The organism is Pseudoalteromonas sp. Scap03 (assembly GCF_013393115.1).
In the GTDB taxonomy this organism is placed as follows: domain Bacteria; phylum Pseudomonadota; class Gammaproteobacteria; order Enterobacterales; family Alteromonadaceae; genus Pseudoalteromonas.
In genome coordinates this window covers 1801937-1823288 of record NZ_VDEU01000001.1, presented here as the reverse complement: position 1 = coordinate 1823288, position 21352 = coordinate 1801937, and the positions used below count along the sequence as shown (strand labels likewise).

The window sequence follows — 21352 nt, the reverse complement described above, 5'->3', positions numbered from 1 at the left end:
AGCAAAAATTAGTAGTTATTTATGCAGAGTACGACTATGTGCTTGGCTGATCATTTCGTCTAACGTTTTAGCCTCTTGCTGCTGCGCTTTATTTTGATCAGCACGATGCCTATTACTCACAATCCCTTCTATGCCTTTGGTGAAGCTCATTTGCTTAAAACAAGCTTGCTGCTGACGTAATTCATCTTGCTGTGAATCATCAATACGCGCTTGTTGCTGCGTCGATAAGCCAGACAAAATACGCTTCATCCCTGATAAATTTTGTAAGCTCAGCGCCGAGCTCATTTGCTGGTTTTTATCCATACTGTTTATGTGCTGCTGAAGCTGCGATAAGCGTTGCTGCTCTAGGTTACTTCTTTGTTGCAACTGAGTTTGCTCGGCCAGCATTTTATCTAATTTTTGTTGTTGTAATCCTAAAAATTTATTAAGCATTCAGTTTACCCATCACTGCATTTAATTGAGTTATTGACTGTGAAAAATCCACTTGTTCGTTCAACCCTTGGCATAGAAATGATTCGATTTGTGGGTACAAATTTACCGCACTATCGAGTTCCGGATCTTTACCTGCTTGATACGCCCCTAAAGGAATAAGCTCATGCACTTGCATATAGCGGCTATAAAGCTTTTTCAATTTATAACAAAAGCTTAGCTGCTCATCACTTACTATATTTGGCATTACTCGGCTAATCGATGAACCAATATTAATGGCCGGATAGTGCCCCTTTTCTGCTAAGGTGCGATCCAATACTATATGGCCATCAAGAATTGCTCGGGCGTTATCGGCTATTGGATCTTGTTGATCATCGCCTTCAGCTAATACTGTATAAATGGCGGTCATGCTGCCTTTGCTTTTTTCACTATTACCCGAACTCTCGACCAGTTGAGTCAATTTACTAAATACCGATGGCGGGTATCCTTTGGATGCAGGCAGCTCACCTACCGATAAACCAATTTCTCGCTGTGCTTGCGCATAACGGGTTAATGAGTCCATCAACAGCAATACATTTGAATTTTTATCTCTAAAATAGGCCGCCAATTTATGGCTAAGCTCGGCCGCTTTAATACGCAATAAGGGAGAATCGTCTGCTGGCGATGCTATTACAATGGCTTTTTTTAAGCCTTCTTTACCAAGGCTTTGCTCAATAAAATCTTTTACCTCCCAACCACGCTCACCGACAAGGCTTACAATAACCACATCGGCAGAGGTAAAGCGGGTCATCATGCCAAGCAACTTACTTTTACCTACACCCGAACCTGCAAATAGCCCTAAACGCTGGCCTTTTCCCACACTAAATAAGCTATTAATGGCGCGAATACCCACATCTAACGGCTCGATAACGCCTTTGCGCTCCAGCGGCGTTAAAGAATAATCGTTACCCAATTTACTGGCGTTTTTTGTGCTGTCTTGTTCAAGTGGGCCTAAGTTATCAATCGGCTGCATTTGCGCATCGAGCACACGCCCTAATAACTTTTCAGAAATAGCCACATGAGTGTTTTTTATAACTGGCCTAACGCGTCCACCTGAATATAAATTTTGTATTTTTTTCAGGGGCATTAAATAGGCTTCATCTTGATTAAAGCCTACGACTTCAGCGTCATACCAGTGACCATCAACACTTTCTACTTGGTATTTTTCACCCATAGCAAATTGCCCACCGGTAGCGGTAAGCGTTAAACCATTTACTCGCGTTAAGCGGCCATAACTTTTAACTAATTCAGGCGGGGTTAGCGCTTTCAGCGCAGACTTTAAGCAAGTATGAAGTGGGTTAGTCATGCGGTTGCGCTTTTAAAATTTCAGGTATCACTTCATCCAAAAGGCTTTGTAATCGCTCTGAAAAAGAAAATCGATGTGTTTGTTGCTCTGCCACCAGTTCAACGTCTCCACTGATCAGAGCCTCATCAAAGTAAGTCGGCACCGAAAACTCAGCTAAACGTGCATCATCGAAAAAGTGACGATCAGCCCCTGAGAACATAATTTTTGTTACTACATCGCGATTGCTAAGCAAGTTAATGGCTTTTTCAATAAGCTGCGCGCGTATTTCGGGGCGTACTTTTAGCTCGCAGTCAATAACGTGCTCAGCCAAGGTACTTATCATTAAGGCAAGGTCTTGTTTAAACTCATCATTAAAGTTAAGTAGCTCATTATTAGCTTTATCAAATAAAGTGTTAAAACGTTCAATAAGCTGTGTTTTTTGCGCTTCAAGACGTTCAGCAACCCGTAGCTCTATTTGTTGCTCCATTTGTTGCTCTAACTCACTTTGCTTATCGGTTGCCCCCTGCGCAAGACCTTTTTCAAAGCCCTGCTGTAAACCAACACGCTGAGCAGCATCTAAACGCTCTTGCAGCGTTTGATGTTGCTCATTTTTATTTAAAGTGGGAAACCTAAATGCTTGACTCATAGTTAGCCTGCGGTCTCTTCTTCAAATAAGCGATATTCAATATCACCTTGTTTGCTCATGTCTCTTACTATCGACATAATTTCTTTTCTGGCGGCAATCACTTTGCTCAGTGGTTGCGCGCTTAAACCATCAATTTGTTGTTGGTACACCTGCGCTAAACGTTTAGGTAATGCACCTAAAACACGCGCTAAAAACTCACTGTTTACACCCTTTAACGACATCGTCCATAACTCATCTGGAATGTCATTAAGCAACAAGGTTAGTGTCTCGTCTGTTTGCTTAATTAAGCCATCAAAGTCGTACATTTTCTCTTGTATTTCATCAGCTACGTTAGTGTTATGTTTTTTCATGAGTTCGATAATTTGGCTCTTATTACCGTTGTAACGATTCATAATTTCTACCGCTTTATCGACACCATTCACTTGTGCACCTACTTGGCGGCCAACAAATTCAATACACGATTCAAGCGTTAAACGCACATCATCAATAACGTGTTCGCTCACTTCACGAAGGCTGGCAATACGGTACAGTAAATCATCATGCTTCGATTCTGGAAACAGTACAATAATGGCTGAGGCTTGCTCTGGGGGTAAAAAGGCCAAAAACAGCGCCTGCATTTGCACATGTTCCTGATCTAAAAAGCGTACTATAAGCTCTGGCGGGATCCACTCTAAACGACGTAAATCGTCATTCATTGCACCACCATAAATATCATCAAGCATAGTTTTGGCAAGCTTACGGCCGACGGCTTTATCAAGTGCTCGCTCTAAATACACACGCGACGCGCCATTGACACCACTTTCATTGCGGTAACAATCAAAAAATTCACTCAAGGTGCCTGCAACATCCTGTTGAGTAACATTTGAAATTTTAGCCATGCGCTCAGAAATAGCCTGTACTTCACGGCGGCCTAATTTACGAATAACACTGGCGGCATTTTCTTCGCCCATGCTTAGCAATAAAATAGCGGCGCGATCTAACGCCGGTAATTGTGAGCCTTTATCAAGCTTTTCTTGATTCAATTTCAACTCCTTGTTCTACCCAATATTTTATTACCGACGTGACACGCTCGGTTTCTTTATTAGCAAGTAACTGCATGTGCGCTATTTGTTCTTCAAAGTCATTGCCTATTTGCGGTAACGACATATTTTGATGTTCGCTTTCGCCTTCTTTGGCGGTTAAGTTTTCTATTTGCGATTTAGCATTAATGGCGTCATCAAGCGGACTGCTTTGTCTTTCTGTTGCAGAGGCTGATTTAACTTCATTATCAGCGGTTGCCATGGCGTTGTTTGCTTCGCTACTTTTACCTTTTATCAAGTGATTAACTAAAGGACGCACACCAAATAAAATCAGTAATAAACTAATTAAAGTACCCACAATATAACGAGCATACTCTTTAAGCTCGGGCATTTGCCACCACTCAAGGCCTTCACCCGGTGCTAAAATCTTTTGCTCTACAAAGGCAAAGCTAGTGATGTTAAATTGGTCGCCGCGTGCGTCGTTAAACCCCGTGGCTTTTTTTACCATTTCACCTAATGAAGCGAGCTTTGCTTCGCTCCAGCCATCAGCTGTTCCAGCTACTTGCTCATTAATAAGTACTGATAAGCTCATGTTTTTAATACGGCCTACTTCAAATTGGGTGTGAGTCACTGAGCGACCATTTTCAAACTGTCGCTTACTCTCACTTCGTTGTGAAGTACGCTCGTTGTTTTCATCTTCAGCTTGTTCATTAGGCACAGGTGGCTCATTAGCTAAAGAGCCAGGAATGCCCGCCGCCAGTTGATCTAAGGTGCTATCTGATTTAATAAACTCTTGGGTTAATACATTTTGTGGATCAACCATTTCACGTGTTTCTTCTACCACGCTAAAATCAACATCACTGGAAACCTGAATTCTAAAATTACCTTCACCCAAAATTGGCAACAACATTATAGAGGCGCGTTGCTCTATATTGCGCTCAACTTTTTCAATAAAGGCGAGCTTTTTATCGGTTTCTTTGCCTACTGGGGTGGTATCAAATAAGTCGCCGCTGAGTAATTTACCACGCTGATCCACCACCGACACAGAACGAGAATCAAGCCCAGGCACACTGCCAATAATCAGTGCAATAATGGCTTCCACTTGCTCTGGTTTAAGCTCATGCCCTGGCGCTAAATCAACCATCACAGACGCTGCGGTTTTTTGCTCTGTACGACCAACAAACAAGCTACGCTTGGGGACTGCCAAGTGCACGCGCGCATTACGTATGCCTTGCATGTTAATAATGGTGCGTGCCAACTCACCTTCTAAGGCATGCTGGTATTGCATAGATTCGATAAATTGACTAGTGCCCATAGACACTTTGTCGCTAATATTCTCAATACCCTCAGGCATAGAGGCTTTTATTCCTCTAGCCGCAAGCGTGATTCGCGCATCAGCCAGTTTTTCTTGTGGCACTAAAATATTACCGCTGTCGGTATCAATGCGGAACGTGATTTGTTCTTTATCTAAAATTTCTAAAATATTGGCTTTATCATAGCTTTCTTGATTACCGTAAAGCGGTACGTAGTTTTTAGCCGAGGTCCATAAAATAAGGACTATGGTCGCCGCCACTAAGGTGGCTAACAATGCAATAGTTGCAACACTTCTGTCACCTGAGTTGCCGAAGTTTAATTTGTTTGAGAGATTAACCACTCTTTCTTTTAGGTTACTCTCATTTTGCTCAGGTACTTTTGCTAATTCTCCTTTCATATCAGCCTCTACAGTGACATGCGCATGACATCATCAATGCCATTGAGCACTTTATTGCGCATTTCCATCAGCATAGAAAAACTAAGCCCCGCTTTTTGACTAGCGATCATTGCGCCTACCACATCTTCACTTTCACCAGTATCAACGGCTTTAACCATCTCACCGGCAATATTTTGTTGGGCGTTGATAGAGCGAATAACATGCTTAAAATCTTCACTAATATTTACATTTTGATTACTGATAGCAGCCGGCTCTATACTCTCTGGACCTGCAATTTTTTGCATGTCCATCATTTTGCCCAGCATCATTTGTTGACTTTCAATTGGCGACATTCTTTTTTTCCTTCAAATTATGCAATTGCATCAATATCAATACCGCATTCACGCATAGCGGCAATTTTGTATCTTAATGCTCGGGTAGTTACGCCAAGCGCCTGTGCAGTTTGGGTGCGATGCCCTTTAAATCGACTCAATAAACTGTATATATAATCAAACTCCGCCTGCTTTTTATTCTCTTTTAACTGAGAAGCACAGAAATCGACTGCCACTGGTGAGCATGCTGGTAAATTTAAATCTTCAACCTGAATTTCAACGCCTCTGGCCATCACTAAAGCTCGTTGGATTACGTTTTCAATTTCTCGTACATTGCCCGGCCAGTTGTAACAAAGCATCACATCTTCGGCTTGCTTGCTAATGTGGAATTCAGAGCTGCCGTATTTTTTTATAAAGTGATGTGCCAATGGGATGATGTCATCAATACGATCCCGAAGTGCAGGCCAACTAAGCGGTAATACATCTAATCGATAAAATAAGTCTTCACGAAAAGCGCCTTGCTCAACTTGTTCACGCAATACGCGGTTAGAGGCGGCAATAATGCGAATGTCTAAACTTATTTTTTGATGACTGCCGAGTCTTTCAACTTCTCGCTCTTGTAATACGCGCAGTAATTTAGCTTGAAGTTCCAATGGCAGCTCAGTAATTTCATCAAGTAAAATAGTACCGCCATTGGCCAGCTCAAATTTACCTGGCTGAGCATTCACCGCGCCGGTAAACGCGCCTTTATTAAAACCAAATAACATGGCTTCAAGCATATTTTCAGGAATAGCGGCACAGTTAACCGCAATAAATGGCTTATCTCTACGCTCTGAAGCTTTATGAATAAAGTGCGCTAACTTCTCTTTACCTGTTCCCGATTCGCCGGTGATCAACACCCCTGCGGCGGTTTGAGCTGCGCGATTAGCCAAACGAAGTACTTGCTGTGACTTAGTTGAAGCAGCGATTAAATCTTCAAACCCATGCTTCATTGAATCAGTGTTTCTGATTGTTTTTTTAAGCTGTTCTGCAAAGAAAGGTTTTAATAAATAATCAACTGCGCCACCGGCATTAATTGTTTTTGAAGCAATTTCACTTTGTGAAGAATCGACTAACGTCACAATTTGCGAAGTGGGGCATGTCTTACGCAGTAATTTTACTAATTCAACCAGTTCGAGCTGTTGAGTATCTGCATCAACAAACACAAGCTCTGGCTTACTGGTAAGGCAGTGACTAACCGCATCGCTGATGGAGTTTGTATGCAGAAACTTAAAGTTTTCGGCAAATACAACCTGCTGAATTTCAGACGTTGGCTGTTGTTCACTGATCCATAAAAGGTATCTTTGACTCATATTATTCCTTTGCGGTGCAATTAACTTGAGTGTCGGAAAAGACGAACTAAAACACGGCGATTAGACGATGCGCCCTGCTCTGAATTTTTTATAATGGGATAACGTTGACCATGCGCTCTTACTTCTAACATGTCTTTTGGTAAACCAAATTCAATGAGTCTGGCAGCAACGTCATCTGCTCTTTCTTTTGAAAGCAGCCGATTTGATAGCGGCGAGCCCGTATTATCCGTGTGGCCATCAACCAGTACTTTACTTACACGGCTGTCTAAAGAGATGTAACGCACTAAATCTTTTAAAAATTTAAGATCTTTAGCCGTTGTTACTGTGCGCTGCCCACTAGCAAACTGTAATTGATGGTCGCGTGCTTGCTCCCAAGAAAGCGGAGATAAACTAGCTAAACACTGCTGATAATCTGCAACTATTTTATCGCTATGGGTATTAGTAAAGGTAAGGCGAAGTTGTTCATCACCAAAGTTTATAATGCTGTCTAACCAACCGCCCTGCTTAATAACGCGAAGTAATGGGGTCATATCTGCAGAAAATTGTATTTCATTGTCTTTAATATCTTTAGACATAAAGTTTAACGGCGTGAGAACTGTATTTGCTGGCTGCCAATCGGCTTTACGAGAGAGAACATGCAAACTTTTTATCGGTTTATCTTGTAAAAGCCAAGTAAATACAAGTTGTTGCTGTTGTGCAGGTACTGATTTCACTTCAAGTAGCGCATAATTATCAAAGCGCTGCTTGAGAGAGCAAGCAAACGGGTTGCTACTGACTGACCAGGTGGAGTTTTCGTAGCTTTGCACCAGATTTTGCTCTGATGCGTGCCCCTGCGGCAACACAAACACAACACAGGGCAATGCAAATTTAATAAGCTGAGTTAATCTATTCATGTATATTCCGTATAAAGTTAAATAGAACAATTAAGTTTTTTAAATCAATAGCGAAATACAACAAATACAAACACAGTATTAATGAATATCACTAAGTTAATGTAACCCCACGATCGTAGCGATTGCCTTAGACTGGGAGCTTTGCGTCCTATGCTTTCGCATAGTTTGCCGTTTAATTTACTTATGCATTATTTTAAACCAACATAAAAACTAGTAATTATGTACAATAAAAACAGTAGACTATAGCTAAATATCACTAAATGCAAACATTACTCTATAAAATTCATAGTCAATTCATTTTACACTACATTTACAACTATTTATCCTAACGAACCGAGTATATCTACGCGGATAGTATCTGGAATTTCATTATAAGAAAGAACGACTAAGCTGCCTTTAGTAAAAGTTTTAGCATAACGTGCCAGCAGCGGTCTTAGCTGTGGAACCACAATTAATGTTGGTGTTACACCTCTTGATTTCATGTCTTCGACTATCATCGGCATGGTGCGTTGAAATTGCCCCAGTAAATTAGGATCTACCGCAAAACTATCTAGTACTACTTTGCCCGCCTGCATGGCTTGATCAAGTGAGCTTTGTAAAGTGCTTTCTAGCTTTTCATCTAGGCTGTAAGCACTGAGTTCATCACGATTACCCATCACCTGTTTTACCAATACTTTTTGCAGTGCACAGCGTACGTCTGAAACCAGCAAAATTGGATCTTTAGTTACCTCTACGCTGTCTATTAATGTGCCGGCAATAGTGACTATGTCTTTAATACTTATGTGTTCTTTTAGTAGTAAACGAATCACTTTTAGCTGTAAATTAGTCGGTAATGCTTTTTCGAAGGTTTCGGCTAAGCTAGGTGAGATTTCTTTTAGCCGTTCATTTAGCTTTTGTACGTCTTCATAACTAAATAACTCATCTAAATGTTCTTTGATCACTTTGCCGGTATGAGTAGCAATAATGGTGCCTAAATCAACCACAGAGTAACCCATATTTAATGCTTGGGTTTTGCTGTCATCTTTTATCCAAACGGCCTCAAGCCCATAAGCAGGATCAGTGGTTAATTCACCATCTAAGCTGCCGTATACATCACCGGTATTTAACGCGAGTAACTCTTTGGCGTTTACATTAGCACTTGCAACAGGCACACCGGCTAAGTTTACTTTGTATTCTTGTGGATTTAATTTTAGGTTATCTTTTATTCTGATCTCCGGTAATAAAAATCCAAGTTGCTCAGAAAGATTTTTACGCACACCTCTTAAGGTTTTTACCAGCTCTTCCCCTTTGTCTTTATCGGCCAAATAAACCAAACGAAAGCCAAGCTCAACCGACAACTTATCAACATGAGAAATATCTCCCCATTCTAAGTTAGCCTGTTGCTCACTTAAAATGGTGTCGGTCATTTGTTCGGCTTCAATTAAAGAGTTATCGGGGAGAGAGCGTTGTAATCGCCAAGCAACATAAAATAATGGCGCGGCAAACCCTAAAAAGGCGACAGTGGGCATACCTGGCACAATACCAAGCGTAACCATAATTAATGCAGCAGTAAAAATAACACGCGGAGAGGCAAGTAACTGCTTACCTACTGCTTCACTTACATCGCCTTCATCGTTCATACGCGTAACAATAATTGCCGCAGCAACCGCGAGTAATAACGAAGGAATTTGCGCAACTAAGCCATCACCTATAGTTAACAGCGCAAAACGTTGGAACGCTTCGGCTAAACTTAAACCATGTTGGAAAGCACCTATTGATACACCGCCCAACAGGTTGATCACTAATATAATTAAACCGGCAATGGCATCACCGCGCACAAACTTAGAGGCGCCATCCATAGAGCCATAAAAATCGGCCTCTTGGGCTATAGTACTGCGTCGCTCTTTTGCTTGCTCAGGGCCAATTAATCCGGCATTTAAATCGGCGTCAATTGCCATTTGTTTACCGGGCATGGCATCTAGAGTAAAGCGTGCAGCCACCTCAGAAATACGCTCACCGCCTTTGGTAATAACCACAAAGTTAATCACCATTAAAATAACAAACACCACAATACCAACGACGTAGTTACCGCCTATAACCACTTCACCAAAGGCCTGAATAACGCGACCTGCCACATCTGAGCCTTCATGGCCATGCAGTAACACCACACGTGTTGAGGCAATATTTAGGGTTAAACGCATCAAGGTAGCGACTAACAAAATAGTCGGAAATACAGAAAAATCGAGTGGCTTTTTAGTAGACACAGCGACCAACAATACAATCACCGACAATACAATGTTGAAGGTAAATAATGCATCTAATAACCATCCTGGTAATGGCAAAATAACCATCGACAAAACAGCTAACAGCAAAATAGGAATAGCGGTATAAGGTTGAGTAAAACTGCGCCAGTTCAAATTATAACTCCAACATCTAAGGTTTCTGTAAGTTTTTAGGGATTGTTAATTCAGGCAATGCGGCGGGTGCTTGTCCTCGCCCTTGCTTGTATGCTTTTAATTGCAATACATAGGTCAGTACATAGGCAACCGCACTGTATAAGCCGTTGGGCACTTCTTGGTCGACCCGAGTCGAAAAGTAAATAGCCCGTGCTAATGCGGGGATCTCTATAATTTCTTTGTTATTCATGCGGGCGACTTCGCGTATTCTCAGCGCCATTTCATCTACGCCTTTAGCGACAACATAAGGGGCTTTAGCCGCTTCTTCACTGTACTTTATTGCCACAGCATAATGAGTAGGATTAGTGACAATCACATCAGCAGTGGGAACACGCTCTTCAATTTTTCTATTCGATTGCTGATATTGTATTTGCCGAATTTTATTTTTTATCTCAGGGCTACCATCTGAAGATTTACGCTCTTCTTTTACTTCTTGGTGGGTCATTTTTATTTTATCAGCAATCTGTTTTTGCTGAAAAGGCACATCAATAACTGCAATAAAAAGTAGTAAAGTTACCGTGATCATTAACGATAAAAATAACAACTCAATGCCTTGGCCTATCGCCACTTTTATATCTAAGTTTTGTAATACCATCAGCTGCATCCACAGCTTAGTTAAAAAGGTATATAAGCAAATCGCCAGTAAGGTTATTTTTAGTATTGATTTAAGTAGCTCTACTAACGACTGTTTACCAAACATTTTGCCTAACCCGGTTAGTGGGTTGAGCTTGCTCATTTTTAGCGCCACGAGTTTTTTTGAAAACACAAACCCACCAGGTAAACACCCAGTGATCCACATTGCGCAAAAGCTTAATAATAAAAACGGCGTGAGAGTCGATAGCATATTCATAATGGCGTCACCCAACGCGATGGGCATCATTTTTTTATTATTAATAATAGAGTGATCCAGCACCATAGTACTGTTCATTAAGTTTACAAATAAGCTGTAAAATAAATTGGCAAACCACAATAACCCAGCAATACTAACCATTAATAAAATAGCGGTATTGAGCTCTTTTGAGCGCGCGACTTGGCCGTCTTCTTTGGCTTTTTTTAGCCGTTTCTCTGTGGGTTGTTCTGTTTTTTCTTGCGAGCTATTTTCAGACATACCGCTACCTCATCGCTTGTGCAAAGGTTGTTAGCACATGATACGTTAGCCTTGAAAACGCACTTCCTGTGTACTCTAAGGTCATAAATACGCAGAAAAACCCCATCAATAGCGACATAGGGAAACCCAATACAAAAATATTTAATGACGGCGCCGCCCTACTTGCTACACCAAAAGTTAAGTTAACCAATAACATGGCGACTATCCCTGGTAGCGACAGCAATAATGCAGAGGAAAACATCCACGCAAACAACATAATAATCGCCTGAATATCAAACTCATAAATACTGCGACCAATCGGAAAGCTATGAAAGCTCTCTACCATAACCTGCAAAGTTATTAAGTGACCATCTGCGGCAAAAAACAGTAATGCACACATAATCCAAAATAACTGTCCCAATAATGCCACTTGGTTACCACTGCCGGGGTCCATAACAAGCGCCATTGATAAGCCCATCTGCATGGATAAGATCAGCCCTATCATTGCCATTACTTCAAACAAAATACGCAGCGATAACCCCATCATTACCCCAAAAATAATTTGTTCGAAGGTTAAGATGGCGGCATCTAAAGAAAACAAGTCAATAGCAGGTGCAAGTGGTAACTGCGGAGCAACTAAAAAAGCCAACATCATAGACACTAAAATACGAGAGCGTGGCGTTACCGCCGGATTGTCAAATACCGGCATAGACCATAAAAGTGCAGAAAAACGTACAAATGGCCACCAAAGCGTGCCCATCCAGCTAACTAAATCAGTAGACGTTAAAGAGAGTAATGAGCTCAACCAAATACCCCAGGTAACATAAATTTGAGCTTATCAAACCAATCAATCATAATTTGTAGCATCCAATGTCCCGCAAATACCACCATTAATAAGGTTAATAACATACGCGGTAAGAACGTTAGGGTTTGCTCTTGAATAGAGGTCGCACCTTGAATAATAGCCACCACAATACCAAGTATTAAACCCGGCACAATTAAGACTAAAATCAGTTTTATGATGGTGTAAACTGCGCTTGAAATAAGCTCTACCGACATTTCTGGGGTCATGGTGACATTCCAAATGTTGCTGCCAGCGTACCTGCTATCATTGACCAGCCATCGGCAAGTACAAATACCATGAGCTTAAACGGTAAGCTGATGATCAGCGGTGATAGCATCATCATACCCATAGACATCAGCACACTACTAACAACTAAATCAATGATTAAAAAAGGAATAAATAACATAAAGCCAATTTGAAAGGCCGTTGTGAGCTCACTTAATACAAACGCAGGCATTAACACTTCAAACGGAATCTCTTGCGCGGTGAGAGTGGTTGGCTCATTGGCTATTAATAACACTTGGCGTAATTCACTTTCGCGAGTTTGTCTGAGCATAAAAGCACGCAAAGGCTTTTCTGCGGTGAGTAAAGCTTCCTCTAATCCTATGGTTTGCTGCTGAAAAGGCGTATACGCGTTTTGATAAATGTCTTGCCAAACTGGTCGCATAATCAACATAGTGAGCATCAGTGAGATGCCAATTAAAATTTTATTCGGCGGGCTTTGTTGTAACCCCATAGCTTGGCGCAAAATCGCCAATACAATGATGATTCTGGTAAACGACGTTAAAACCATCAGTAGCGCAGGCAATAAACTCAATACCGTCATTAATAAGAGTATTTGCAGTTTAACGCTGTAGTCTTGTCCGTCGGCCGTATCTTTTAGAGAAAACAGCGTAAGTTCTTCTGCATTTAGCCAGCTTGGTAAAAACAACATGATTAACAGTAGGCTAACTTTAAAAATTACGCGTTTATTCATTTGTTTACTGATCCTTTGCGGTATCTGTTTGAGCAAATTTCAAACCATACTGCCCTTCAACCATTACCACTTCTGCTTTAGCAAAAAATACCCCATTCACTTTTACATCAAGCGCTTCACCAGCTACTTTGTCTAGCTTAAGCACATCGCCTTCTTTGGCTTGACTAAGCTCGCCTAAGGTAATTTCAGTACTTGCTACTTCAAGAGTGACGAGTAAAGGAACATCTTGAAAAAATGACATATTCCCTTCATTAGTTTTATCAGCAGATTTGTCATCAAATCCATCAAAAGCATCAAGCTCTAAGCCCGCTAAGGCGCTATCAAGGTTCTCGTTCATAATTTAGTTACTCGTTGTATTATTTGATAATTGTGTAATTTGAAATGCTAAGCCAGTCTCTTGCTCAACGACTTGGCCTTTAAATATTTGTTTATGGCCTAGGTTAAATAGCGCTGCTTCGTTAAGTTCAATGGGTAATACACCGCCGGCCACACAAGCTTTTAATTGCTTTAAAGTGACTTTTTTCTTTGCCATTTCAATCTGACCTTGCACCGCAAACTGTGCCCACATATCAGTATTGAGTGTGTTACTATTTGCAAAATCTTGCTCGCTATCAGCTGCGCAAAAAAAGCTAATTGGCAGCCATAAAAACCAACTTATTACTTGGTTTTCTAATATAAACCGCACTTTAAAGGCTAAGTATTGTAATGCTTCAGGTAAGGTATGAGATTTTTGTATCTCACCTAATAACGCTGAGCGTTCTCTAAATAATAAGCCTTGAATGCCCTGCACTTGGCGCTGTAGTAAACGACCACAAATACGGCTTTCTGTTGAGCTTAATTCGTTATTCACCTCGTCAGAGACTTGCTCTGTGCTGTTAACATTATTAAATTGCCCACCTAAGCATAAATCCGCTGTTTTATATGCACTTTGATAATCAAGCGCTAAATAGGCCTCACCTTGAGTAGGCGCAAATAAAGGACAGGCAAGAAATATCCTTGGGGATTCTTTAAACCAACTGTTAATAACCGAATGCGAACAAGGCGAAATTTCGACATCAAAACGGCTGTCGTTAAACAATTGGGCTAGCTCTAACTCCAAAGTTTTACGAATATTAACGTTTATGTGCGCTGCTTTTTGTTGTGCTTGTTCATATGCTCTTTGCTCAAGCGTGAGTGCAAATGGAGTAATATGCTCAGAATTTTTCGCTTTAATTAGCTTTGTTTTAGCGTTTAACGTTTTACTCATACCACTGTTTTTCCTGATTCATTTATATTCAGCTTATGCTCGTCTTTTTGGCTTTTTTCAATTGGGCTTGTAACTGTAAACGATTAACAATATCGCTGCGTAAGCGCTCATTTTTGCTTATCCACTCAACCCCTAAAAACATTAATTTTTCACTCACTGCACGACGATACATCACCTTGCCTGCCAATCGATTAGTTTTATCAAACACCACAATAATTTTATTGGGGATCGTCTTTTCAGCAGGCACTAATAAACCCACACCGCCCACGCTAATATCTTTTGCCACACCATGGCATAGTGAAATATCAATAAAACAACGGCGTAATAACTGCACGCCTACTCCGCCAAGCTGAACTGACTCAGGCTCGTAATTATCTTTGAGGTTTAAGTTCCATCTTTTGTAACTTCGTTTAGTGTCTGGTTGGTTACTCATAATTCTCTTCAAGACGTAGCACGGGTTTGTTAGCCGTTGCCGCACCAGCCGCTTTTTTTATCGGATTGTTAATGTTGCTATCATCAAATAATTGGTTAAATTTATCCTGCGCATCTTTAGTTAAGATCAGCAGTTCAACACGTCTGTTTTCGCTGGCTTTCTTATTTTCTTTATTAATTGGCCGATTTGATGAAAACGCATTTACTTGAAGCACCTGACTTGATGGCATTCCGCCCATAGTCATTACTTTTCTTGCTTGCTGCGCTCTATCGCCAGAAATGTCCCAATTACGAGAGCTGCCATCAACAAATAAGCTGGCATCGCTGTGCCCAGAAATAATAATTTTGTTGTTAATGTCTTTAACTAAGCCGCCAAGGTATAGAAACAGATCTTCAAAAAATGGGGTCATTTGCGACTTTGAGCGTTCAAACATTTGATGATGCTTGTCGTCTCTAATGATCACTCTTAGCCCCAGGGGCACTTCTTCAACTAGTAAGTTATTTTTTAGTAACTCTTCTTTACTAAGTTCCTCAATACTTTCCAGTAATAAGCTCAGCTCAGATGAAGCTTCAAATTGGCTATCAATCGCTGAGTTTAACTTCTCGCCTTGCCCAGCTTTAGGCTCAACGGTGCCATCGGGCACTTGTAATACTTCACTCATTCCAGGTTTTGGAGAGTCCGGAGGCGTAATTCCAGACTCTAGGTGTTTAATTACTGAAGGAGAACCCCCTAAATCAACGGGGAATGGGCTATTTTGAGGGTCAAAAATAGCGGGGCCACCATCAAAAATTGAGTGAGTTCGCATGTAGTGTGCTATTTCTTCACGCTCTGATTCATTGGTAATCGCCATAATCCACATCACCATAAAAAACGCCATCATCGCCAAAGTAAAATCGGCAAAGGCAACCTTCCAAGCACCACCATGAGGCTTTTCGGTTGCTCTTCGACGTGAGCGTTTGATGATGATTTCTTGATTTTTGTTTTCCATTATTAAGCCGCCTTGTTAGTGATCCACTCTTCCATGGTGGTAAAGGTCGGTTTAATTTCTTCATTAATTAATTTTCTGCCTGAGTCAGTCGCCACAATAGGCACATGCCCTTTAGCATGCGCCACTAACATGGCACGCACACACTCAAACATCGCCACTTGTTTTTTTACATACTGCTCCATCGCTGAGGCAAGCGGTGCAATTAAACAGTAACAAGCAAAAATACCAATAAAAGTACCCACCAACGCCGCGGCTACATGGTAGCCAATTTCACTTAAAGGTCCATCAAGGTGCTGCATAGTAATAATAATGCCGCCAACCGCTGCTAAAATACCAAAACCAGGCATAGCTTCAGCTATATTAGCCAGTGAATGAGAAGGCTTAAGACGCTGTTCTTCAATGGTGTAAATCTCTTGCTCTAACATGGCATCAAAGTCATGCGAGTTGATTTTTCCCATACTAAATAAACGCAAGTTATCGCAAATAAAAGTTACTAGCTGAGGGAACTCATACACCTTTGGGTAAGCAAGAAAAATAGAACTAGTTTCTGGGTTTTCAACATGCTCATCCAATCCCTTTATACCTTTCACTCTGGCTAAATCTAATAAAGAGTAAATAACCAGTAGTAAGTCATGGTAAAGCTCAGACGTATCGGTTCCTTTACCACTAATAAATTGATACTTTAATTGCGATAACATTTCTGTCAGTACATATTTTGAATTACCCACAATTAGCGCCCCTAAGCCTGCGCCAAAAATAATTAAAAACTCGTATGGCTGCCACATAGTGGCGATGTTGCCGCCCGCAAACGCAAAACCACCTAATACTGTTGCAAGTACTACTATTAAACCTATAACTCTTTGCATTCTTTATTCCTTAGGTATTAGATTTTTTGAAGCGTTTGTGTGAGCGCTTCAAGTGCTTGTTTATGAAGTTGGCAAACACGTGCCTCGGTTAAATCGAGCGTTAATGCTATTTCTTTCATATTCATTTCGTGCATGTAATATAATTGTAAGAGCAGCTTTTCTCGGGTATTTAGTTTGCTCATCGCCACTTTGAGGGTGGCTGCTGTCTCTTCTTTTTCGTGTGTATGTGCACAGGTAAGTGCTAAGTTAGGATTAGCCTCCAATAGCGCTTCAAGGCTATCAAATGCTTCAGCTTGCTCACTGTAATGCAGCTGAATAAGCTCTTTATGGCTAATCCCTAACGCCTCACACATTTCGGTGTCTGTTGCATCACGACCAAGCTTTTTTTGCAATGAACGGCTCATATCACGAAGCTGATGAGACTGCTGCCGCAACTGGCGAGGGCGCCAATCGACACGCCTAAATTCATCTAACATAGCACCACGAATACGCTTAAACGCAAATGCAGCAAATTTCTCATCTAAATCCCGGCCATAGCGACGAATAGACGAAAGCAGCGCAATAATGCCTATTTGGTAAATATCATCACTATCGACAATAATGCCCACTTGAGTGCGCATGTGTGCAGCCGCCCGATTAACCAAGTAAGCGTACTGCGATAATAGTTGCGTCTCTTTTTGTGGTGTAAAGGTGACTGGTGGTTCTGTTATTAACTCACCCCACTCTTCTTGCAGCATCATAGCGATGACCTATTGAATGAAGACGTTCGTAACGAGTACGTTATCTAATCGAACTGAAACCGCATTTGCTAAAACCACATTAAACTGCTCGAGTAAATCTTTTTGAATTGCATCGATATCTTTAAAAGCTTCTTTTACTTGGCTGTGGCTCATATTAGCAAACTGTTTTACGAGTACATTTCTCACTAGCGGCTCCATCGCTTCTGTCCCTGTATTGAAAATAGACGGCGAAGTTACAAGTACTAAGTCGAGCACTAAATAACGCGCAACTGACCCTTCTGATACGCTTATAATGAAGCGCTCCATTTGATGATATTCAACCTTTGTTATATCGGCTTGCGGGCCTTCTTCTGATGAGTCACTGCCGTTAAAAAACTGTCCCGCAAAAAATGCAGACGCAATAAGTACAATTACAGTTAGGGCTATTATTATTTTTTTCACTTTTATCTCTCTTAATCCAAGGTAGTTATACTAATAAATCTAACGAGTCTGATTGCAGCTTAGATGCGCGAGTGTTGCTGTCATCATCCTGTACAGGCATCTCAGTGTGATTACTTGCAATGTCGTCATTGTCATTTTGGTGATGAGATTGCTGCTGTTTATCACTCAAATTAACATCAACTGTGGTATTCGAATTTTGCGACAAAGACTGGCGTAACTGCTCTAAAGTTTGCGCGATGGCATCTCTTACCTGCGTATTACTCGTAATTAAACTGACTGAAGTTTTATCCCCTTCTATATTGATAGATATTTCAATACTGCCGAGGTTAGGAGGGTCTAATCTAATTTGCGCCCGCTGTAGCTGCTGCCCTATTTGCAATTTTACCTTATCGCCAAGTACATGTAATAAGCGCTGCCCCCATTCACTAGGTGCCTCTTTTAATTTCTCTTTTTGCCACTCAAAGGTTTCTGGTGCGGTGGCGGCAGATGAGAAAGCACTCACTAATGCTGATTTTTGACTGCTACCTTCACGGCTTTCAGCATTAAATATTTTCGATTGCGGATTTTGTGACAGCGCAGCAAGCTCGAGTTTACTGAGCCCAATACTCGGTTGTGTGGATATTTGCTCACTGGTTAAGCTACTTGACTGCGCTTGTCCATAAGTGTTCGACATTACTGATGGTTGATTTAATCGGTTCAAAAGCGCTTGTGAATACAATGTTTGTGGTGTTTTGGCTAAATCGAGTGTGTTTAATTCTTTATTAACGAGTGTATCCGCTGGCGCTACGTTTATAGCTGCAGCAGGCACAGTTAAAGCATCACTATGCACAGTCGTATTTTGTGCGAGCGCAGTTTTAGCGGGCTCTTGAGCTACAATGCTGACTTCGTGCTGAGTCTCTAAAGGCTTACTCTTTAACTGCTCATCAATAACAAGCTGTACTGGTGGTGTTTCCACTACTACAGTGTCGATATCAACTAAAAGGTTATTATTTGGGTTAAGTATAGTCATAACAGGCGCGTTTTTTTTATTGTTATCGAGGTTATAATTAGCGGTGCTAAAAAAGTATGGATTTATTATTTCATCCAATTCTTCAGTGACTTCTTCTTGAGCTAGCTGTTCTGAGCTCTCGCGAGGTTGCTCAACATGCAATTTTTGCTGTTTTGCTTGCTGCTGCTTTGAAGAAAGCGAAAATGGCACAAGCTCGTTCTGTTGTTCTTGCGCATCTGCTGGTGAGCTGCTTTTTAATATGCTTTGCTTATTAGCAACACTGCCAAAGTCAGCCTTTGACACCATTGTACTTGTTTGAATACTCATAACGACTGTCCTTGTTGTACTTTTTTATAAGCCATTAAGCCCTCTTTATCCTCTTGATGGCGCTGCATTTGTACTTTAATGGCCGCTTGCTTTTGGCCCACAAGGTCAATTAAGTCAACATAACGTGCTTTTAAGTTATTTTGTTCAGCTACCATTGAACTAAACCAAGGCATGCTTTGTAACTGTGTGTAAAGTGCAAGTAACTGCTTATCGGCTGCTTTAACTTGATACCAATTACTCTCATGGATAGCATTTTCCATAGCACTAAGTAATTGTTCCATTTTTTGCGCTGCGTATTTTTGAGAGTGTTCCATTGGCAATACTAAATTCATTATAAGTTCACATTTCATTTAGCAAAAAGCAAGCCAAGATTAAACCTTTGTTTTTTAACGTTAAATTAAATAAAAGCAGTAAAAAGCGGAAGCGGAACTTCCCCCTAGGAAGGAAGTAATCTGTCATGAATTAGCAGTAGGATGGTCACTTAGGTAATAGAGGAAGTTTAAAAAGCAGCTGAATTTAAAATAAAAAAGCCAGCTATGGGTAGCTGGCTTTTAAACGTTTACTGTGTGCCTAAGCCTTGCCACCCTTCTTGCAAGTTGGTCATCACTACACGGGTGGAGTCAATATAGCTCAAGTCATTCTTCATACTGGCTTGTAATAATGCTTGCCCACAATGCTGATAAAGGTTTTGCATGTTTTGCGCTACCTCACCGCCCTTTTCAAGATCCAATGAGGCCTCAAGCCCGCCTAAAATACGCATCAGCTTTTCAATACTTTCTGCTTTTTTATCGTATCTTTTTTGTTTTATGTGGCCAGTGACTTTTTCAAGCTCATCTGAAAAACCATCAAATAACATCAAAACTAATTTATGAATATCGGCACTGGCCGCTTTTGCATCTACTGATGTACTTTTATAGGCTGAAAAGCCATCATTTAAATCTAACATCTATGTTTAGCTCCCAAATTGACCCATTGTAGATTCTAATTGCGCAATAGTCTGTTGCATTTGTGTAAACTGCGACAAGTAACGTTGATACACTTGCTCCATAGACACTTCATGGTTTTTTTGCTGCCTAACAATAATATCCAAGCTTGATTGTAATGTATCTTTTTTATCGCTCATTAAGCCATAGCTTTTTGTGTATGGCTCTACTCGTTTTTCTAATTTAGCCATTAACCCATCTTCACCTGTTAACATTCTAGTTAATTTTTCAGGATCATTGGTCATTGCTGCTTCTAAACGTTCGCTATTAATTTTTAAGCTACCGTTACGATCAAACTCAATTCCAACAGAATAGAGCGTCTTTCCCTCAAAGGTGCCTTGAAAGTCGTTTCGCATTGAGCGAGCAAGCCCACTTGCTAAGCTATCGCGCTTTAAATTATCGTTAGAAGTAATGCCATTGACTAAACTATTAAACTTATCTACAAAACCCTGAATATTAGACTTACTTGCTTCCTGATCTTGTGCAACCCCAACACGAATCGGTGTATCCCCAATATTTTGCGCCTTTGTCAATGTTAATGTTACTCCATCAATAACATCCTCAAGCGTGTTCGTTGTAGAGGTAATCGTTAAAGCTGAACTTGCACCAAGCTTAATAATTGAGTCTTGGCCATTAGTTAGCTCTGTTTGGTTAGCTATAGCATTTGTTATATCTGTACCATTAGCATCTAAGCCAGGCATATAATTTAACGATATCTGATTTGCAACACCTGAATCTTCACTCGTCATGACTAAAAATGTTTCACTACCAGAGCGCATTAATGTTGCTTTTACACCACTATTATCTGCATGGCTATTAATGGCATTGGCTAAATCACTGAGTTTAGCATCTGCGTCTAAAGTAGATAAATCAACCGAAAAGGACTCTCCAGCTAAATCAATATTTAATTCGCCATCAGTGCTCAATGCTTTTGTAGGATCGAAACTGAGTGCAACTTGATGCGCTTGTGCTAGCTGCTCAACAAAAATATCATAATTTCCGCTAGCAGCATCACCATTTGCGACTACATTCAATGTTGTTTCATCACTAACGGCAGTACTGTTAGTAAACAAACTCGTTTCTGATTTTAAACTCGCTTTTAAATCACTGTGAAAGCTAGTTATACTGCTTTTTAGCCCATCTAACGCTTTTATTTTGTTAGTGAAATCAGCATTTTTAGTATTTAAAAGCTGATCTTTTGAAGCTCGCTCAATTTGCGTATATTGACTAGCTAGTTGACCAGGATTAATCCCTAATGCAGCACTCATTTTATTCTCCAGGCATTTTAGTTATAAGCAAAAAAATCTAGGTTA

At 40.7% G+C, this 21352-nt stretch carries 24 protein-coding genes and 1 riboswitch; all 24 genes read right to left on the bottom strand.

The window, feature by feature from the left end:
* Window positions 1–15: 15 nt before the first annotated feature.
* A complete protein-coding gene (locus FHG08_RS08295; protein WP_010391201.1) occupies window positions 16–432 on the bottom strand; it encodes a hypothetical protein in 417 nt (138 codons plus the stop codon).
* Window positions 425–1774 (bottom strand): FliI/YscN family ATPase, encoded by a 1350-nt coding sequence (locus FHG08_RS08290; RefSeq protein WP_178955440.1) that lies wholly within the window; start codon window positions 1772–1774, stop codon window positions 425–427. Before FHG08_RS08290 ends, FHG08_RS08295 begins: the two co-directional genes overlap by 8 nt.
* A complete protein-coding gene (locus tag FHG08_RS08285) occupies window positions 1767–2399 on the bottom strand; it encodes a FliH/SctL family protein (RefSeq protein WP_178955438.1) in 633 nt (210 codons plus the stop codon). The genes FHG08_RS08290 and FHG08_RS08285 overlap by 8 nt, the downstream gene beginning before the upstream one ends.
* A gap of 2 nt (window positions 2400–2401) precedes the next feature.
* Window positions 2402–3421, bottom strand: a complete 1020-nt coding sequence (locus tag FHG08_RS08280) for a FliG C-terminal domain-containing protein (protein WP_010391197.1) — start codon at window positions 3419–3421, stop codon at window positions 2402–2404.
* Window positions 3402–5129, bottom strand: coding sequence for a flagellar basal-body MS-ring/collar protein FliF (gene fliF / locus FHG08_RS08275; RefSeq protein ID WP_178955436.1), 1728 nt, complete (start codon window positions 5127–5129; stop codon window positions 3402–3404). The genes FHG08_RS08280 and fliF overlap by 20 nt, the downstream gene beginning before the upstream one ends.
* A gap of 8 nt (window positions 5130–5137) precedes the next feature.
* Window positions 5138–5461 carry a flagellar hook-basal body complex protein FliE gene (locus FHG08_RS08270; protein ID WP_010391195.1) on the bottom strand — a complete coding sequence of 108 codons (324 nt, stop codon included), beginning with the start codon at window positions 5459–5461 and terminating at the stop codon, window positions 5138–5140.
* Window positions 5462–5478: 17 nt separating this feature from the next.
* On the bottom strand, window positions 5479–6792 hold the full coding sequence (locus tag FHG08_RS08265; RefSeq protein WP_178955434.1) for a sigma-54 dependent transcriptional regulator: 1314 nt from the start codon (window positions 6790–6792) through the stop codon (window positions 5479–5481).
* A gap of 20 nt (window positions 6793–6812) precedes the next feature.
* A complete protein-coding gene (locus tag FHG08_RS08260) occupies window positions 6813–7685 on the bottom strand; it encodes an OmpA family protein (protein WP_178955432.1) in 873 nt (290 codons plus the stop codon).
* A gap of 97 nt (window positions 7686–7782) precedes the next feature.
* Window positions 7783–7865, bottom strand: a riboswitch (cyclic di-GMP riboswitch).
* Window positions 7866–8005: 140 nt separating this feature from the next.
* On the bottom strand, window positions 8006–10081 hold the full coding sequence (gene flhA / locus FHG08_RS08255) for a flagellar biosynthesis protein FlhA (RefSeq protein WP_010391191.1): 2076 nt from the start codon (window positions 10079–10081) through the stop codon (window positions 8006–8008).
* A 16-nt stretch (window positions 10082–10097) separates the two neighbouring features.
* Complete coding sequence (gene flhB / locus FHG08_RS08250; protein WP_138607584.1) at window positions 10098–11228, bottom strand: flagellar biosynthesis protein FlhB; 1131 nt, start codon at window positions 11226–11228, stop codon at window positions 10098–10100.
* 4 nt (window positions 11229–11232) lie between these two features.
* On the bottom strand, window positions 11233–12012 hold the full coding sequence (fliR, locus tag FHG08_RS08245; RefSeq protein WP_055011669.1) for a flagellar biosynthetic protein FliR: 780 nt from the start codon (window positions 12010–12012) through the stop codon (window positions 11233–11235).
* A complete protein-coding gene (locus tag FHG08_RS08240) occupies window positions 12009–12278 on the bottom strand; it encodes a flagellar biosynthetic protein FliQ (RefSeq protein WP_138607580.1) in 270 nt (89 codons plus the stop codon). The genes fliR and FHG08_RS08240 overlap by 4 nt, the downstream gene beginning before the upstream one ends.
* The gene (gene fliP / locus FHG08_RS08235) at window positions 12275–13027 is read right to left on the bottom strand and encodes a flagellar type III secretion system pore protein FliP (RefSeq protein ID WP_075170636.1); all 753 of its coding nucleotides are present in this window, start codon (window positions 13025–13027) and stop codon (window positions 12275–12277) included. Before fliP ends, FHG08_RS08240 begins: the two co-directional genes overlap by 4 nt.
* A 4-nt stretch (window positions 13028–13031) precedes the next feature.
* Window positions 13032–13364 carry a FliM/FliN family flagellar motor switch protein gene (locus FHG08_RS08230; protein ID WP_055011667.1) on the bottom strand — a complete coding sequence of 111 codons (333 nt, stop codon included), beginning with the start codon at window positions 13362–13364 and terminating at the stop codon, window positions 13032–13034.
* A 3-nt stretch (window positions 13365–13367) separates the two neighbouring features.
* On the bottom strand, window positions 13368–14273 hold the full coding sequence (locus tag FHG08_RS08225) for a FliM/FliN family flagellar motor switch protein (RefSeq protein WP_178955430.1): 906 nt from the start codon (window positions 14271–14273) through the stop codon (window positions 13368–13370).
* A gap of 28 nt (window positions 14274–14301) precedes the next feature.
* Entirely contained in the window at window positions 14302–14706 is a 405-nt protein-coding gene (locus tag FHG08_RS08220; protein ID WP_138607576.1) for a PilZ domain-containing protein, read from the bottom strand.
* Window positions 14699–15694 (bottom strand): flagellar motor protein MotB, encoded by a 996-nt coding sequence (locus FHG08_RS08215; protein ID WP_218651585.1) that lies wholly within the window; start codon window positions 15692–15694, stop codon window positions 14699–14701. Before FHG08_RS08215 ends, FHG08_RS08220 begins: the two co-directional genes overlap by 8 nt.
* A gap of 2 nt (window positions 15695–15696) precedes the next feature.
* On the bottom strand, window positions 15697–16560 hold the full coding sequence (motA, locus tag FHG08_RS08210) for a flagellar motor stator protein MotA (RefSeq protein ID WP_010391179.1): 864 nt from the start codon (window positions 16558–16560) through the stop codon (window positions 15697–15699).
* 17 nt (window positions 16561–16577) lie between these two features.
* On the bottom strand, window positions 16578–17300 hold the full coding sequence (locus FHG08_RS08205; protein WP_178955428.1) for a FliA/WhiG family RNA polymerase sigma factor: 723 nt from the start codon (window positions 17298–17300) through the stop codon (window positions 16578–16580).
* 9 nt (window positions 17301–17309) lie between these two features.
* Complete coding sequence (locus tag FHG08_RS08200) at window positions 17310–17741, bottom strand: flagellar basal body-associated FliL family protein (RefSeq protein WP_138607568.1); 432 nt, start codon at window positions 17739–17741, stop codon at window positions 17310–17312.
* Between the two features lie 25 nt (window positions 17742–17766).
* Window positions 17767–19056, bottom strand: coding sequence for a flagellar hook-length control protein FliK (locus tag FHG08_RS08195; RefSeq protein WP_178955426.1), 1290 nt, complete (start codon window positions 19054–19056; stop codon window positions 17767–17769).
* Complete coding sequence (locus tag FHG08_RS08190; RefSeq protein ID WP_178955424.1) at window positions 19053–19388, bottom strand: hypothetical protein; 336 nt, start codon at window positions 19386–19388, stop codon at window positions 19053–19055. The genes FHG08_RS08195 and FHG08_RS08190 overlap by 4 nt, the downstream gene beginning before the upstream one ends.
* A gap of 227 nt (window positions 19389–19615) precedes the next feature.
* Window positions 19616–20002 (bottom strand): flagellar export chaperone FliS, encoded by a 387-nt coding sequence (gene fliS / locus FHG08_RS08185; protein ID WP_138607562.1) that lies wholly within the window; start codon window positions 20000–20002, stop codon window positions 19616–19618.
* Between the two features lie 6 nt (window positions 20003–20008).
* On the bottom strand, window positions 20009–21307 hold the full coding sequence (gene fliD / locus FHG08_RS08180) for a flagellar filament capping protein FliD (RefSeq protein WP_178955422.1): 1299 nt from the start codon (window positions 21305–21307) through the stop codon (window positions 20009–20011).
* Window positions 21308–21352 lie beyond the last annotated feature (45 nt).